This is a genomic window from Pseudomonas sp. 1D4, from assembly GCF_001728925.1.
Classification (GTDB): Bacteria; Pseudomonadota; Gammaproteobacteria; order Pseudomonadales; family Pseudomonadaceae; genus Metapseudomonas; species Metapseudomonas otitidis.
The window spans coordinates 143189-158156 of record NZ_LXJQ01000005.1 but is presented as its reverse complement, the minus strand read 5'-3'; the positions used below and the strand labels follow the sequence as shown (position 1 = coordinate 158156).

The window sequence follows — 14968 nt, the reverse complement described above, 5'->3', positions numbered from 1 at the left end:
GGGGCGGGCTTTTTCATGGGACCTTTGCCCCTATCAGCCTGCCGCTTTCCGTTGAGAAAGGGAGTCGTTCCCCGAAGCGCACACTGGACTCTTTTGGGGGCCGTGAAAGTGGGGCAGGGACACTGCCCCTTCAGGAGGCCGAGCGGAATCGTCGTGAAACGCAGCGAAGCGGAGTAACAGCCGAAGGCTGGCCCGAAGGGCGAGCGAAGCGAGTCAAGGGGGTGAGCGACATGGATGTCGCGAGAGCGCTGTCGGGCCAAGGATGGCCCGTCGAGTGGGCGGCACCCCGCCGTACCCCTGGAGCGACGATGTAGCGAGGGAACCCGACGCAGTCGGGTGGGGACGCCTAGTTCGTATGCAGGGGCAAGTTTTTTGGTTCCTTTTCACCGGGCTGGCGATCCAGCGATTGGAAAAGGGACTCGCCCGGGAGGGCGAAACGAAAAATACCCGCAGAACTCGGTAATCAGCTTGGCCCTGAACACATCAGTGATTCGGTATTGGATGCCCCTGCAACGTCCGAGGTCGCAATGCCGCATGGCGGCGGATATCACTTCCATGACCTGAGGGTGAAGTCGATGGTCTACGTACAACGAGACGAACGGGGCCGGGTGCTGCGGGTGGAGCACGAGGCCTTCCCGGGGATGACCCACCGGTTGCCGGAAGCCGACCCGGAGGTGCGCAGTTGGCTGGCGAGCCGCTCGCTGCACGAGCACCTGCTGTCACTGCAGCATTCGGACCTGGAGCTTGTGCGGGTCATCGAGGACCTGGTGAACGTGCTGGTGGACCGTGGGGTGATGCGTTTCACCGATCTGCCCGAGGCCGCGCGCAACAAGCTGCAGCACCGGGCCAGTACCCGGGCGCAGGTGGAGGGGCTGTCGGGGCTGGTGCCGGATGATGGGGCGTTGCCGTATTGAGGGCAGCGGTCTATTCCTGCCGCTGCTCCCCGCTGAAGCGCAGGGTGGCCCGGCAGCGCCGGCAGAAGTAGCGGCGTCCTCTGCCGACCAGGGCGTGGCGCTGGGGCGAGAAGGGGAATTCGCCGTCGGGGCAGGCGCACAGGTAGATGAAGCGGTTCACCGTGCGGCGCTGCACGTCGTAGCTGTGGCAGCGGTTGGGCGGCAGTTCGTAGACGCCACGCATGATCAGTTGCCATTCCTCGCCATGGGGCTGGATGCGCGGGCCGAACAATTGATGGGCGACCAGATGGGCGACTTCGTGGGCGACGGTCTGGCGCAGGAAGTCTTCGCGGTTCTCCCGGTACAGCTGCAGGTTGAAGCGCAGGCGGTTTTCGGTCAGGTGGGCAACACCGGCCTTCTGGCCGCGCAGCTTGAAGCTGACCTCGGGGCGGGGGAACGGGCGTTGGAAGAAGGCTTCTGCCTGCTGGTAGCAGGCTTCGACGCGGGCGTGTAACTGCTCGGGCATAAGGGGCACTCCAGAGTGCGGCGATTATGCCCAAAGCGGTGGACGCCTGCTGCGTTCTCCTGCCGAGTGGCGGGTGTGCCGGGAGGCGAAAACAGAAGGGCCACCTTGCGGTGGCCCTGGTCGGAGTGGACGGGTCAGCGAATGTAGACCGGGCCGACGCCCATGCCCCAGAAGATGACAGAGGCAGCAATCATGGCCACCAGCACCACCAGGCCTACCGCCAGCACGGAGCTGGAGAAGAGGAAGCCTTCGTCCTTGGGGATGTTCATGAAGGTCGGTATGCCCACGTACAGCAGGTACACCGTGTAGCAGATGGCAGCAGTGCCGATGACCATGCCCAGCCACAGGTGCGGGTAGAGCGCGGCCAGGCCACCGATGAACAACGGGGTGGCGGTGTAGGCGGCGAACACGATGCACTCGGTGAGGGTGGGCGAGGCGTCGTAGGTGCGCGCCATCCAGTGGATGAAGGCGCCCATGACGGCGACGCCGACGAGCATGGCCAGGTAGGACAGCACCGTCATCTGCAGGGCGCTGGCGGGTGTGAGCAGTACAGGATCGCCGTCGCCGATCGCCCAGCCGACCTGGGTGGTGCCGATGTAGGCGGAGACTGCAGGGATGGCGGCGAGGATCAGGATGTGGGTGAGGTACATGTGACTGATGCTTTCTTCTTCGCCACGAATGTCCTGCCATTCCTGATCGGGATGGGTGAAGAGCCCCCAGACGTGATGGATCATGCTGAACACCTCCTCTCTTTTTATGAGACCGCCCCCTGTTCGGGGCGCGGGGTGCGGGCCTGCCAGTGGGCTGGGCCTGCGACCTTGTGTCGCAGTATAGGGCAGGCTGGAGGCCCCGCTGCTCGGGGCTTTAGAGCAAATCGCGCTTAACCCTCAGTGGTAATAGCGTTGCAATATTTCCATCGCTTTGTTGATCGACTGCAGGCGGCTGGTGCTGCCACCCCGGTCGGGGTGGTGCAGGCTGACCAGTTGCCGGTAGCGGCGGCGGATCACGGCGAGGTCCAGCGGGGCTTCGGTGTCCAGCTCGAACAGCTCCAGGGCGGCGCGCTTCTCTTCGCCGCCCTGCATGCGCGTCCAGAAGCTGGCCAGCAGGCGGTCGACGTCGCGTTTGGTGGTGTCGCGCAACTGGTTCATGTCCAGGTAGTAGGCGCGCAGCGGGTCGGACGCCTCCAGGGCGGCTTCGCCGGCCTGGTAGGGCAGCAGCTGGATGTGCAGGGCGCCTATGGCCAGCCAGCCGCTGCGTTCGGCCAGCAGGCGGTCGCGCAGGCGGTAGAGGGCGTTGAACAGCAGGAAGTGGGTGCGGAACAGCACCAGGTGGTCGTTCAGGCCGAGCTGGGGGATGTGGGTGCTGTGGCCGGCCTTGAGCCGCTTGATCAGCTCGAATTCGCCGAGGCCTTCGGGGGCGGCACGCAGCAGGTCGAGCACCTGGTCGGCGAGGTCCTGGGTGGGGTCGAGGTCGTGATTCATCGGGCGAGCCTAGCAGGTTGCACTGCACTCGGAATGCGATGGGGGCCGCAAGTGGTCGCCCGGGCTCTGGAGGGGCTGGGGCGGCGCGTGCTTTGTGCGTAAAATGGCCAGCTTTTCGCATCGCACCCGGACTCCAGAGCACCATGGGCACCCTTTCGGTCAACCAGAACAAGCTGCAGAAACGCATCCGCCGCCAGGCCGGCGAGGCCATCGCCGACTTCAACATGATCGAGGACGGCGACAAGGTGATGGTCTGCCTGTCCGGCGGCAAGGACAGCTACACCATGCTGGACGTGCTGCTGTACCTGCAGAAGGTCGCGCCGATCAAGTTCGAGATCGTCGCCGTGAACATGGACCAGAAGCAGCCGGGCTTTCCCGAGCACGTGCTGCCGCAGTACCTGGAGTCCATCGGCGTGCCGTACCACATCATCGAGAAGGACACCTACTCGGTGGTGAAGGAGAAGATCCCGGAGGGCAAGACCACCTGCTCGCTGTGCTCGCGCCTGCGCCGGGGCACTCTTTATACGTACGCCGATGAGATCGGGGCGACCAAGATGGCGCTGGGGCACCACCGCGACGACATCCTGGAGACCTTCTTCCTCAACATGTTCTATGGCGGCACGCTGAAGGCGATGCCGCCGAAGCTGCTGGCCGACGACGGGCGCAACGTGGTGATCCGCCCGCTGGCCTACTGCAACGAGGCGGACATCGAGGCCTACTCGCGGCTGAAGGCGTTCCCGATCATCCCGTGCAACCTGTGCGGCTCCCAGGAGAACCTGCAGCGCCAGGTGGTGAAGGAGATGCTCAACGAGTGGGAGCGCAAGTCGCCGGGGCGTACCGAGATCATGTTCCGCGCCCTGCAGAACGTGGTGCCGTCGCAACTGGCGGACCGCAACCTGTTCGATTTCGTCAACCTGCGCATCGACGAGACCGCCACGCCCCGTACCCTCGACCTGGTGAACCTCTGAGCGGAGCGCCTGCATGCGTGACTATCGCTGGCTGCACGCGTACTGCCTGAACCGCTTCGGCTCGGCCGAAGCGCTGGAGGCGCGCCTGCCGCAGCCCCGCTCCGACGCGGAGCTGCGCTCGATCCCCGATGACCGCTACCTGTCGCTGCTGGCTCTGCGGGTGTTCCGTGCCGGGCTCAAGCACAGCCTGGTGGATGCCAAGTGGCCAGCCTTCGAAGAGGTGTTCTTCGGCTTCGATCCGCAGAAGGTGGTGCTGATGAGCGCCGAGCACCTGGAGCGGTTGATGCAGGACACCCGGCTGATCCGCCACCTGGGCAAGCTCAAGAGCGTGCCGCGCAATGCCCAGTTCGTGCTGGACGTGGTGCGGGAGAAGGGCAGCTTCGGGGCGCTGATCGCCGACTGGCCGGTGACCGATGTGGTCGGCCTGTGGAAGTACCTGGCCAAGCACGGCAATCAGCTCGGCGGGTTGTCGGCGCCGCGCTTCCTGCGGATGGCCGGCAAGGACACCTTCATCCCCACCGACGACATGGTGGCGGCGCTGAAGGCCCAGGGTGTGATCGACAAGGCCCCCACCAGCCAGAAAGACCTGGCCCTGGTGCAGGCAGCGTTCAACCGCTGGCACGAGGAAAGCGGCCGACCGCTGTGCCAGCTCTCGGTGATGCTGGCGCATACCGTCAACCATTGATCGAGGCCGCAAGGCCAGGGAGTGCAGCCGATGGACCTGAGCAGCCGAATCCGCCGCGTCGCCGAGGCTCTGTCGCGGGCCGAGCGCATCCTGGTGATCACGGGGGCGGGCCTTTCGGCCGACTCCGGCCTGCCGACCTACCGCGGGCTGGGCGGGCTCTACAACGGCGTGACGGAGGAGGGCATTCCGATCGAGGAGGCCATCTCCGGGCCGATGCTGCAGCGCGACCCGGCGCTGTGCTGGAAGTACCTCGCCCTGCTGGGGCGCGCCTGCCTGGCGGCCCGCCCCAATGGAGGGCACCGGGCCATCGCCCGCTTGCAGGCGCTCAAGCCCCAATGCTGGGTGCTGACCCAGAACATCGATGGTTATCACCGCCAGGCGGGGTCACCGGCGGAGCGGCTGATCGAGATCCATGGGGAGATGGCGCCGCTGTTCTGCCAGTCCTGCGGCCGGGAGAGTGACCATGTGTCGCAGTACCTGGAACGGGAATTGCCTCCCCGTTGCGACGGGTGCGGTGGTATCCTCCGCCCCCCTGTCGTTCTGTTCGGCGAAATGCTGCCGGAACAGGCGGTCGACACCCTCTACGCGCAACTGCGCCAGGGCTTCGATGCGGTGCTTGCAGTCGGCACCACGGCTGGCTTTCCGTACATTTCCGAGCCCGTCCTGCGCACTCGCCAGCAAGGCGGCTTCACGGCGGAGATCAACCCCGCCGTCACCGATCTCTCCCCCGTTGTGCAGGTGCATCTCAAGGGTCGCGCATTAGATGTCCTTGAAGAACTCCTGAGTCACATTTCGATCGATTAAATTTGCAAATCAGATTGATAGAGGGCATAGTCGCGCCTTCTTCAAAAATCGACACGGTCGTGCCCATGCTCAAGCGCTTCGCACCCCTCGTGCCCCTCGCATTCGCTGTATTGCTGACCGCCTGCGCCGGTGTTTCGCCCAAGCCGCAATCGGTCGCCATCCAGGAGCCCCAGGTCGAAGAACCGACCGCCCAGGAACTGGCAGATTTCACTGACGATGAGCCCTACGAGCTGCCGTCGCTGGCCGATGGCCTGCTGGAACGTGGCTTCGAACTGATCGGTACGCCCTACCGTTTCGGTGGCCGCTCCGAGAAGACCGGTTTCGATTGCAGCGGCTTCGTCGGCTTCCTGTTCAAGGAAGAGGCGGGCATTCAACTGCCGCGCTCCACCCGCGAAATGATCAACCTCGACGCCCCGCTGGTTTCCCGCAACGAGCTGAAGCCTGGCGATATCGTCTTCTTCAACAACCGTGGCCGTGGCCGCGTCAGCCATACCGGCATCTACATCGGCGACGACCAGTTCATCCATTCCTCCAGTCACCGCAGCGGCGGTGTGCGTGTGGACAGCCTGGATGATCGCTACTGGAGCGCCAGCTACATGGAAGCCAAGCGCGTACTCGCCCAGGCTTCTCCGCAGCCGACCCACCCGCTGCACCGCTGATCGATCTGCTTCACCCTGACGGCCCGGACATTGTCCGGGCCGTTTCGTTTGGGGCGTTCTGGTGCCGGTCGTCGCTGGGGTTGCGCTGAACGATGGCTTTTTGCTTGCATTATTTGAACTGGATCAGCACATTAGCGTGCAAACCTCAAGTCAGGACTGACTTGCCATGCGCGCCTTCCTCCGTTTTTCCCTCATCGCCCTGGCTGCCACCCTCGCTGCCTGTTCCGGCCACGCCCCGACTCCCGAGCCCGTCTACACCCCGCCCGTCTTCAGCAATGCCCAGGTTTCGCCCGAAGCCGAGGACGTGCTGTTCCGCGCGCTGGGCCTGGTGGGCACGCCCTACCGCTACGGCGGTAACACCCCCGACAGCGGTTTCGATTGCAGCGGCCTGATCGGTTACGTGTACCGCGATGCCGCTGGCATCCAGCTGCCGCGTTCGACCCGTGAACTGATCGCCATGCGGGCGCCCAACGTGGGGCAGGATGCGTTGCAGAGCGGTGACCTGGTGTTCTTCGCCACCAACGGCGGTGGCCAGGTCAGCCATGCCGGCATCTACGTCGGCGAAGGGCGCTTCGTCCACGCGCCGTCGAGCGGCGGAACGGTGCGCCTGGACAGCCTGTCCAACCGCTACTGGCAGAAGAGTTACCTCAATGCCAAGCGTGTGCTGGCGGAGCCGAGGCTGGCGCGCACTCTCTGACGGCTAACTGCGGTCCCGCCATGACCAACCGAACCTTGACCCTCGACGACGCTCTCCACCGTTACCTCCTCGATGTCAGTCTGCGCGAGTCGCCCCTGCTGGAGCGCCTGCGTGCCGAAACGGCTGCCCTGCCGACGGCCAACTGGCAGATCGCCCCCGAGCAGGGGCAGTTCATGGCGTTGCTGGTGCGGCTCTTGGGCGCGCGGCGTGTTCTCGAGGTCGGCACCTACACCGGCTACAGCGCGCTGGTCATGGCTGAGGCGCTGCCCGAGGGCGGTCTTGTGGTCTGCCTGGACCGGGCGGGGAATTACCACACCATTGCCCGGCGCTACTGGCGCGAGGCCGGTGTCGACGCGCGCATCCAGCTACGCACCGGCGAAGCCCTGACCTGCCTGGAGGCACTCGAACAGGAAGGGGGTGAGGCGTTCGACCTGGTCTTCATCGACGCCGACAAGGCCAACTACCCGCGCTACCTGGAGCACGCCCTGCGCCTGGTGCGCCGCGGCGGGCTGGTGCTGTTCGACAATGTGCTGTGGAGCGGCCGGGTGCTGCAGGCCGAGCCTGACAGTGATGACACCCGTGGCATCCAGGCGCTCAACCGCGCCCTGCGGGACGACCCGCGGGTGGAGATCAGCCTGCTGCCTCTGGGCGACGGCCTGACCCTGTGCCGCAAGCGCTGAGCCATGGCCGAGGTCATCCGCCTGCCGCCCCAGCCCGACGCCTGTGAACTCTGCAGGCGTGCCACGCTGCTGACCCGCCACCACCTCATTCCCAAGGCCCTGCACGACAAGCCCTACGTGCGCAAACGCTTCGACCGCAGCGAGCGCATCACCGCGACCCTCTGGGTCTGCCGGCCCTGCCACAACCAGATTCACCGGCTGTTCACCGAGAAGGAGCTGGCGCTCACCTACAACACCCGCGAGGCACTGATGACCCACGCGGACCTGCGCACCTTCGTCGATTGGCTGGCCACCAAGCCTCCGGGGTTCTCGCCGCGTCACTGACGCCGTTTTTTGGTCTGACCGAAGCGGGCACAATGGCGCTTTTGACCGAGGTGCGCGGAATGCAGCCGATCCCCGCCGAACTGACCCAACGCCTTGCCCGCAGCCAGCGCCTGGTGATCTTCACCGGAGCCGGGGTGTCTGCCGAGAGCGGGATACCTACCTTCCGTGAGGCTCAGACCGGTCTCTGGGCGCGCTACAACCCCGAGCAACTGGCCAGCCCTGATGGCTTCCGCGCGGACCCGCAACGGGTCTGGGACTGGTACGCCTGGCGCCGGGAGCGCTGCCTGGAGGCGCAGCCCAACCCCGCTCACCGGGCCATCGCCGCTCTGCAGTTGCGCCTGCCAGGCACGGTGCTGATCACTCAGAACGTCGATGGCTTGCATGACCGGGCCGGCAGCGCGGAATTGCTGGAGCTGCACGGCAACATCCACCAGTTGCACTGCTTCCGCTGTGGAGCCAAGGGCGGCGAATGGCCGGAGGAGGTGGGGCCTGTGCCGCATTGCGCGTGCGGCGGGCTGTTGCGCCCGTCCGTGGTGTGGTTCGGCGAGAACCTGCCGGCGCCCGTGCTGGCCAGGGCGGCGCAGGCCAGCGAGGCGGCCGACCTGTTCCTCAGCATCGGCACCTCCAGCCTGGTCTACCCGGCAGCGGAGCTGCCCTACCTGGCCCGGCACCAGGGTGCCTACCTGGTGGAGATCAACCCGCAGCCGACGCCGCTCAGCGCCCACGCCGACCTGTGCCTGCACGGCCCGGCGGGCGAGGTGCTGCCGGCCTTGCTGGCGAGCCTCGATCGGCTGGAATAGGGAAGGGCGCACCGCTGCGGCCGATGCCGCAACGGCGCGAGAGGGTCAGGTGTAGTTCTGCGGAGCCAGTTTGCGTTCGACCAGCTCAATGAGGATGTGCACCACCTTGATGTGCAGCTCCTGCACGCGGTCGGCGAAGTCGCCGCCCGGCGCGCAGACGCACACGTCCGCCAGGGCTTCCAGTTGCGAGCCGGGCTTGCCGGTCAGGGCGATGACCTTCACGCCCAGTGCCTTGGCGGCTTCGGCGGCCTTGATCACGTTCGGGCTGCGGCCGCTGGTGCTGAAGGCCAGCAGCACGTCGCCTTCGCGGCCGTGGGACTCGATGTAGCGGGAGAAGATGTGGTCGTAGCCGAAGTCATTGGCGACGCAGCTGATGTGGCTGGCGTCGCTGATGGAGATGGCGGCGATCCCCGGGCGGTTCTTGCGGTAGCGCCCGGTCAGCTCCTCGGCGAAGTGCATGGCGTCGCACATCGAACCGCCGTTGCCGCAGGAGAACGCCTTGCCCTTGTTCTCGAAGCTGGCGACCAGCAGGTCGGCAGCCCGTTCGATGTTGCGCAGGGTCGCTTCGTTGTCGATGAAGGCGTCCAGGGCGCGCCTGGCTTCCTCCAGGCTGTTGCGGATGTGGCTCAGCATGGTGACTCCCTTCAAGGCAGATCGTGGCTGGAGTAGAACGCGGACAGCACCTTCACCAGGTGTGCCAGGTCATGGCTGCCGGCCAGTTCGCGGATGGAGTGCATGGCGAAGGTGGGCAGGCCGATGTCCACGGTGCGCACGCCCAACTGGCTGGCGGTGATCGGGCCGATGGTGGAGCCGCAGCCCATGTCGCTGCGGGTGACGAAGCTCTGCACCGGCACTTCGTTCTCCAGGCACAGGTGGCGGAAGAACCCGGCGGTCTCGCTGTTGGTGGCGTAGCGCTGGTTGCTGTTGATCTTGATCACCGGGCCGGCGTTGAGCTTGGGCCCGTGGTTGCCGTCGTGCTTGTCGGCGTAGTTGGGGTGCACGCCGTGGGCGTTGTCGGCAGAAACCAGCAGCGAGCGCTGGATCACCCGGGCGAAGGTGTCGCCTTCGGGCAGCAGGCGGCGCAGCACCTGCTCCAGGAAGGGGCCGTCGGCGCCGCAGGCGGAGCAGGAGCCCACTTCCTCGTGATCGGTGCAGACCAGCACGCAGCTTTCGTCGCCCTCGGCGGCCAGCAGTGCCTGCAGGCCGGCGTAGCAGGAGAGCAGGTTGTCCAGGCGGGCGCCGGCGATGAAGTCACCGCCCAGGCCGATCACGGCGGCGTCCTGGGTGTCGTAGAAGCTCAGCTCGTAGTCGAGGACGGCGTCGGCGGTGACGCCGTGTTCCAGGGTCAATTGCTCGGCCAGCAGGTCGCGGAATTCGCGGGTCTCGCCGGTGGCCAACTGGGCCAGGATCGGCGGCAGCTCGGTCTGTGGGTTGATCGCCCAGCCCTGGTTGGCCTCGCGGTTGAGGTGGATGGCCAGGTTGGGGATGACGGCGATGGGGGCCTGGAAGTCCACCAACTGGCTTTCCACGCGCCCGGCGGAGCGGTAGGTGACACGGCCGGCGATGGACAGGTCGCGGTCGAACCACGGCGCCAGCAGGGCGCCGCCGTAGACTTCCACGCCCAGTTGCCAGAAGCCCTGGCGGTGCAGTTCGGGATTGGGCTTGATGCGCAGGCACGGGCTGTCGGTGTGGGCACCGACCAGGCGCAGACCGCCTTCGAGGGGGGCGCGCTTGCCGAGGCGTACTGCGATCAGCGAGGAGTCGTTGCGGGTCACGTAGTAGCGACCACCGGCTTCGACACGCCAGGCTTCGCGCTCATCCAGATGCACGTAGCCGGCGGCTTCCAGGCGCTTGGCCAGGCTGCGGGTGGCATGGAAAGGGGTAGGCGAGGCCTTGAGGAAATCGATCAGGCCCTGGTTCAACTCTTCGCGCATAAAACACTCCAGGCGGCAGTGGGCCGGAGTTTATCCCATCGGGCTCGATGATTAGGAGGCGCAGACCAGTGAATTCTCACTAATGCGGCGATAGTGCCGGCCCGGCAACTGCCTGGGCGTACTCAGGGATGCCGGGCGACCACCGAGAACAGGTGCCAGCGCTTGGTGATGCCGCGGGCGGTGGTACTTTCGCGGTCGATCACCTCGAAGTGCAGCATGTCCCAGCCGGCGAACAGGGCGAGCACTTCCTTTTCGCTGAGGATGGTCAAGCCGGGGCCGGCCCAGTCGTCACGCTCGCCGAACAGGTTGCCGCAGAAGATGCCGCCGCCTGCCAGGGCATCGTCGATGCGTTGCCACAGGGCCGGGAAGTCCGCTGGGGGGCAGAAGGGCAGGGCGAAGGCGCTGTTGACGATGTCGGCGGCTGGCAGCTCGCTGTCCTCGAAGCGGGCGCAGTGCGCCTGCAGGCGTGGCAGTTGCTCGGGCGGTACCTGGCTGAGCAGTCGTTCAATGGCTTCGGGCTCGTGGTCGATGGCCACCACCTCCCAGCCACGGCGGAGCATTTCCAGGGTGTCGCGGCCGACCCCGCAGCCGAGGTCGATGCCACGGGTGCCAGGGCGGCCGAGGGCTTCGATGGCCATCAGCAGCGCCGGCCAGGGCGGGGCGCCCTGGGTGGCGTTGTAGTAGGTGGTCTTGGGCAAGGTCACAGCTCCTGTGTCGGCGATGCACTGACAGGGGGCGCTATGGTGCCACGACCGGGTGGGGGACGGAGCCATGCCGGAGCGCAACGCCCTGTAGGCGGTGTCGCTCGGCTCAAAACGGCGCGGGGCACTCGAAGCGCAGGCGTTCGCCGCTCACCGGGTGGGTGAAGGCGAGCATGCTGGCGTGCAGGCACAGGCGTTCGTGGGCGGCCAGGGCTTCGTCGTGGGCGTACAGGCGGTCGCCCAGCAGCGGATGACCGATGGCGAGCATGTGCACACGCAATTGGTGGGAGCGGCCGGTCACCGGGGTCAGTTCGACGCGGCAGTGGTTGCCGCAGCGCTCCAGTACGCGCCAGAAGGTCAGGGCGTGGCGGCCCTGCTTGTGGTCCACCACATGGCGTGGTTTGGTCGGCGGGTCGTAGCGCAGGGGCAGTTCGATGCGCCCGCTGTCCTGCTCCGGCTGGCCCCAGCACAGGGCGGTGTAGGCTTTCTCGGTCTCGCGGTCGTGGAACTGGCGGGACAGCTCGCGGTGGCTGTCCGGGTCGCGGGCCAGCAGGATGATGCCCGAGGTCTCCCAGTCCAGCCGGTGCACGATCAGCGCCTCCGGGTAGCCGTTCTGCTGCAGGCGGGTGATCAGGCAGTCCTTGTTGTCCTCGGCACGGCCGGGGACGGACAGCAGCAGCGTCGGTTTGTTGATGACCAGGAAGGCCGGGTCCTGGTGGAGTATCTGGATCTGCGAGAGGGGCATCTGGGGTACCGGAAATGACGACGGCGGCCGAGGCCGCCGTCCTTGCTCACCCGCCGATCAACGATCGGGGAGGGTGATGTTCAGCTCGAGGATGGAGCAGTTGCCCTGGTCCTCCAGCATGACCTGGACCTGGTCCTGGTCGATGTTGACGTATTTGCGGATCACCTCCACGAGCTCCTTCTGCAGGGCCGGCAGGTAGTCCGGCTGGCTGCGTTGGCCACGCTCGTGGGCCACGATGATCTGAAGTCGTTCTTTAGCGATCGAAGCGCTGCTCTGCTTCTTCCGCTCGCGAAAGAAGTCAAGAATGTTCATTCACGGCCTCCAAAAAGGCGTTGCAGGAATCCTTTCTTCTGCACATCGAGGAAGCGGTGAGGCAGTTCCTTTCCGAGCAGGCGGTCGACGGCATCGCTGTACGCCTGACCGGCGTCGCTCTGATCGTCGAGGATGACCGGAATGCCCTGGTTGGATGCCTTGAGCACCGCCTGGGATTCCGGGATGACGCCCAGCAGGCGGATGGCGAGGATTTCCTCGACGTCCTCCACGCCCAGCATTTCGCCCTTGGTGACGCGTTCGGGGTCGTAACGGGTGAGCAGCAGACGCTCCTTGATCGGCTCCTCGCCCTTCTCGGCGCGGCGGGACTTGCTGGCCAGCAGGCCGAGCATGCGATCGGAGTCGCGTACCGAGGAGACTTCGGGGTTGGTCACCACGATGGCTTCGTCGGCGTAGTACATGGCCAGGTGGGCGCCCTTCTCGATACCGGCGGGGGAGTCGCAGACCACGTATTCGAAGTTCTGTGCCAGCTCTTCGATGACCTTGCCGACGCCTTCGATGGTCAGGGCGTCCTTGTCACGGGTCTGGCTGGCGGCCAGCACGTAGAGGTTGTCGAGGCGCTTGTCCTTGATCAGGGCCTGGGTGAGGGACGCTTCGCCGTTGATGACGTTGACGAAGTCGTACACCACGCGGCGCTCGCAACCCATGATCAGGTCCAGGTTACGCAGGCCGACGTCGAAGTCGACGATGACGGTTTTGTGGCCGCGCAGTGCGAGGCCGGTGCCGATGGCGGCGCTGGTGGTGGTTTTGCCGACGCCACCCTTGCCGGACGTGACAACGAGGATCTTGGCCAAGGTGATTCACCCCAAAGAAGTAGTAATGGCGGGTAGCCTGCAGGCCCGGGATCGGCCGTCCTGGCGCCCGTTCAGGTCCCTTAAAATCGCGGCAGTATCCGTTAAAGGCGGGTGATGTTCAACACATCCCCCGACAGGCTGACCTGCACGGAATGGCCCCATGACGGATCGCGGCGCAGGTCCTCCGCGACCTTGTACTGGCCGGCCACCGAAACCAGTTCGGCGGCCAGTTGCTGGCAGAAGATCCGCGCCTGGGTGTTGCCCTTGATGCCGGCCAGGGCGCGGCCTCGCATCGGGCCGTACACATGGATGTTGCCGTCGGCCAGAAGTTCCGCACCCGGGCTCACCGGGGCGAGCACCACCAGATCGCCACCGGGAGCGTAGACCTGCTGGCCGCCGCGCACCGGCGTGGTCACCAGCTTGGTGGGGCGGACCACCGGCTCCGGCGGCTTCTCGGGGGCCTTCTCTTCCTTTTTCACGGCGCCGGGCTCAACCGGGTCGATGGGGCGCTCGCGGGCGCCGGAGGGCGGCAGCACCGGCAGGTCCAGGGCATTGGCGGCCTCGACGTCCTGCTCGCGGCTGGCACGGATGGCCAGGGTGCGCAGGCCGTGGCGGCGGCAGATCTCCATCAGCGCTGGCAGGTCCAGCTCGCCTTCGCCCTCGGGCAGCTTGTCCAGGGCCATGACCAGCGGCGTGTTCTGGAAGAAGTTGGGGGCCTGGGCGACCTTGTCCGCGAGCTGGCGATCCAGCCGTTCGAGGTCGTTGTGTGCCAGTTCCATCACGGTGATGGCGAGCATGCTGCCCTTGAGTTGGAACACGGGGTCTTGGTCGAGGAGGTCAGCTTGGCTCATGGTCGTTCTGCGGGGTTCGGTGGGCAGGACTTATAGCGATATCGACCCGCCGTCGCAACCCGGATTCCGTGCCGGGGAGGCCGAGCGGCGGGCAATTCTGTAGAATGCCGGCCCTTGTCGATCTGCTTCGGAATCCCGATGGAACGTCCCCGTTTCCGTGCCGCCTTCCTGCACCCGCGTTTCTGGCCGCTGTGGCTGGGCCTTGGGCTGCTCTGGCTGCTCACCCAACTGCCTTATCCGGTGCTGGTGCGCCTCGGGCGTATTCTCGGGGGCTGGATGGGGCGGCTGGCCGGCTCGCGTCGGCGCATTGTCCGGCGCAACCTGGAGCTGTGCTTCCCGGCCATGACGGCGGAGGCTCGCGAGCGCTTGCTGCGGGAGAACTTCGCCTCCACCGGCATCGCCTTCTTCGAGATGGCCATGAGCTGGTGGTGGCCGGCCGCGCGCCTGCGTCGCCTGGCCCACATCGAAGGCCTGGAGCACCTGCAGCAGGCCCAGGCGCAAGGGCAGGGCGTGATCCTCATGGCCCTGCACTTCACCACCCTGGAGATCGGCGCGGCGCTGCTCGGCCAGGTGCACACCATTGACGGCATGTACCGCGAGCACAAGAACCCGCTGTTCGACTACATCCAGCGCCGGGGCCGCGAGCGCCACAACCTGGACGCCACCGCCATCGAGCGCGAGGACGTGCGCGCCATGCTCAAGGTGCTGCGTGCCGGTCGTGCCATCTGGTACGCGCCGGACCAGGACTACGGCGCCAAGCAGAGCCTGTTCGTGCCGCTGTTCGGTATCACCGCCGCCACCGTCACCGCCACCACCAAGTTCGCCCGCCTGGGCCGTGCCAAGGTGCTGCCCTTCACCCAGGAGCGGCTGGCCGATGGCTCGGGCTATCGCCTGGTGGTGCACCCGCCGCTGGCGGACTTCCCTGGTGAGAGCGAAGAGGCCGACTGCATCCGCATCAACCAGTGGATCGAGCAGGAGGTCAGCCGCCTGCCCGAGCAGTACCTGTGGGCGCACCGGCGCTTCAAGAGCCGGCCCGAGGGCGAGCCCAAGCTCTACTAGCGCTGGCCTACACTTGCGAGAAAAACAGCGGACCCCG

General features: G+C 66.3%; 19 protein-coding genes and 1 pseudogene. 10 read left to right on the top strand and 10 right to left on the bottom strand.

What is annotated here, in order from left to right:
* The first annotated feature begins 575 nt into the window (after positions 1–575).
* Entirely contained in the window at positions 576–914 is a 339-nt protein-coding gene (locus A7D27_RS04535) for a tryptophan synthase subunit beta (RefSeq protein WP_069564197.1), read from the top strand.
* A gap of 10 nt (positions 915–924) precedes the next feature.
* Here the strand turns inward: A7D27_RS04535 and A7D27_RS04530 are convergent, their stop codons facing one another.
* The 3 genes from A7D27_RS04530 to A7D27_RS04520 form a co-directional block, all read right to left on the bottom strand.
* A complete protein-coding gene (locus A7D27_RS04530; RefSeq protein ID WP_069559748.1) occupies positions 925–1419 on the bottom strand; it encodes a SprT family zinc-dependent metalloprotease in 495 nt (164 codons plus the stop codon).
* Between the two features lie 134 nt (positions 1420–1553).
* The gene (locus A7D27_RS04525) at positions 1554–2153 is read right to left on the bottom strand and encodes a Yip1 family protein (RefSeq protein WP_069559793.1); all 600 of its coding nucleotides are present in this window, start codon (positions 2151–2153) and stop codon (positions 1554–1556) included.
* Between the two features lie 153 nt (positions 2154–2306).
* Positions 2307–2900 carry a DNA-J related domain-containing protein gene (locus A7D27_RS04520; protein WP_069564196.1) on the bottom strand — a complete coding sequence of 198 codons (594 nt, stop codon included), beginning with the start codon at positions 2898–2900 and terminating at the stop codon, positions 2307–2309.
* Positions 2901–3043: 143 nt separating this feature from the next.
* Between A7D27_RS04520 and ttcA the strand changes: the two genes are divergently transcribed.
* The 8 genes from ttcA (at position 3044) to A7D27_RS04480 (ending at position 8517) form a co-directional block, all read left to right on the top strand.
* Complete coding sequence (gene ttcA, locus A7D27_RS04515) at positions 3044–3868, top strand: tRNA 2-thiocytidine(32) synthetase TtcA (protein WP_069559746.1); 825 nt, start codon at positions 3044–3046, stop codon at positions 3866–3868.
* A 13-nt stretch (positions 3869–3881) separates the two neighbouring features.
* Complete coding sequence (locus A7D27_RS04510) at positions 3882–4553, top strand: DNA-3-methyladenine glycosylase I (protein ID WP_069559745.1); 672 nt, start codon at positions 3882–3884, stop codon at positions 4551–4553.
* Positions 4554–4583: 30 nt separating this feature from the next.
* Positions 4584–5357: an NAD-dependent deacylase gene (locus A7D27_RS04505; RefSeq protein ID WP_069564195.1), complete on the top strand. Its 774-nt coding sequence runs from the start codon at positions 4584–4586 to the stop codon at positions 5355–5357.
* A gap of 65 nt (positions 5358–5422) precedes the next feature.
* On the top strand, positions 5423–6016 hold the full coding sequence (locus A7D27_RS04500; RefSeq protein ID WP_069559743.1) for a C40 family peptidase: 594 nt from the start codon (positions 5423–5425) through the stop codon (positions 6014–6016).
* A 166-nt stretch (positions 6017–6182) separates the two neighbouring features.
* Positions 6183–6713, top strand: a complete 531-nt coding sequence (locus A7D27_RS04495) for a C40 family peptidase (protein WP_069559742.1) — start codon at positions 6183–6185, stop codon at positions 6711–6713.
* Between the two features lie 20 nt (positions 6714–6733).
* On the top strand, positions 6734–7393 hold the full coding sequence (locus tag A7D27_RS04490) for an O-methyltransferase (protein WP_069564194.1): 660 nt from the start codon (positions 6734–6736) through the stop codon (positions 7391–7393).
* Between the two features lie 3 nt (positions 7394–7396).
* Positions 7397–7717: a hypothetical protein gene (locus tag A7D27_RS04485; RefSeq protein ID WP_069559740.1), complete on the top strand. Its 321-nt coding sequence runs from the start codon at positions 7397–7399 to the stop codon at positions 7715–7717.
* Between the two features lie 59 nt (positions 7718–7776).
* The gene (locus A7D27_RS04480; RefSeq protein WP_069564193.1) at positions 7777–8517 is read left to right on the top strand and encodes an NAD-dependent deacylase; all 741 of its coding nucleotides are present in this window, start codon (positions 7777–7779) and stop codon (positions 8515–8517) included.
* A 45-nt stretch (positions 8518–8562) separates the two neighbouring features.
* Here A7D27_RS04480 and lpcA read toward each other — a convergent pair whose 3' ends face one another.
* The 7 genes and pseudogenes from lpcA to minC form a co-directional block, all read right to left on the bottom strand.
* Positions 8563–9150, bottom strand: coding sequence for a D-sedoheptulose 7-phosphate isomerase (gene lpcA, locus A7D27_RS04475; protein WP_069559738.1), 588 nt, complete (start codon positions 9148–9150; stop codon positions 8563–8565).
* A gap of 11 nt (positions 9151–9161) precedes the next feature.
* Positions 9162–10451, bottom strand: a complete 1290-nt coding sequence (locus A7D27_RS04470) for a M18 family aminopeptidase (protein WP_069564192.1) — start codon at positions 10449–10451, stop codon at positions 9162–9164.
* A 122-nt stretch (positions 10452–10573) separates the two neighbouring features.
* Positions 10574–11155 carry a trans-aconitate 2-methyltransferase gene (locus A7D27_RS04465; RefSeq protein WP_069564191.1) on the bottom strand — a complete coding sequence of 194 codons (582 nt, stop codon included), beginning with the start codon at positions 11153–11155 and terminating at the stop codon, positions 10574–10576.
* 106 nt (positions 11156–11261) lie between these two features.
* Positions 11262–11900: pseudogene (locus A7D27_RS04460) on the bottom strand (RluA family pseudouridine synthase); the annotation flags it as partial.
* A gap of 54 nt (positions 11901–11954) precedes the next feature.
* The gene (gene minE / locus A7D27_RS04455) at positions 11955–12209 is read right to left on the bottom strand and encodes a cell division topological specificity factor MinE (protein ID WP_044412541.1); all 255 of its coding nucleotides are present in this window, start codon (positions 12207–12209) and stop codon (positions 11955–11957) included.
* Positions 12206–13021 carry a septum site-determining protein MinD gene (minD, locus tag A7D27_RS04450; protein ID WP_069559734.1) on the bottom strand — a complete coding sequence of 272 codons (816 nt, stop codon included), beginning with the start codon at positions 13019–13021 and terminating at the stop codon, positions 12206–12208. The genes minE and minD overlap by 4 nt, the downstream gene beginning before the upstream one ends.
* A gap of 101 nt (positions 13022–13122) precedes the next feature.
* Entirely contained in the window at positions 13123–13872 is a 750-nt protein-coding gene (gene minC, locus A7D27_RS04445) for a septum site-determining protein MinC (RefSeq protein WP_069559733.1), read from the bottom strand.
* A 138-nt stretch (positions 13873–14010) separates the two neighbouring features.
* Between minC and A7D27_RS04440 the strand changes: the two genes are divergently transcribed.
* Positions 14011–14931 (top strand): lipid A biosynthesis lauroyl acyltransferase, encoded by a 921-nt coding sequence (locus A7D27_RS04440; RefSeq protein WP_069559732.1) that lies wholly within the window; start codon positions 14011–14013, stop codon positions 14929–14931.
* Positions 14932–14968 lie beyond the last annotated feature (37 nt).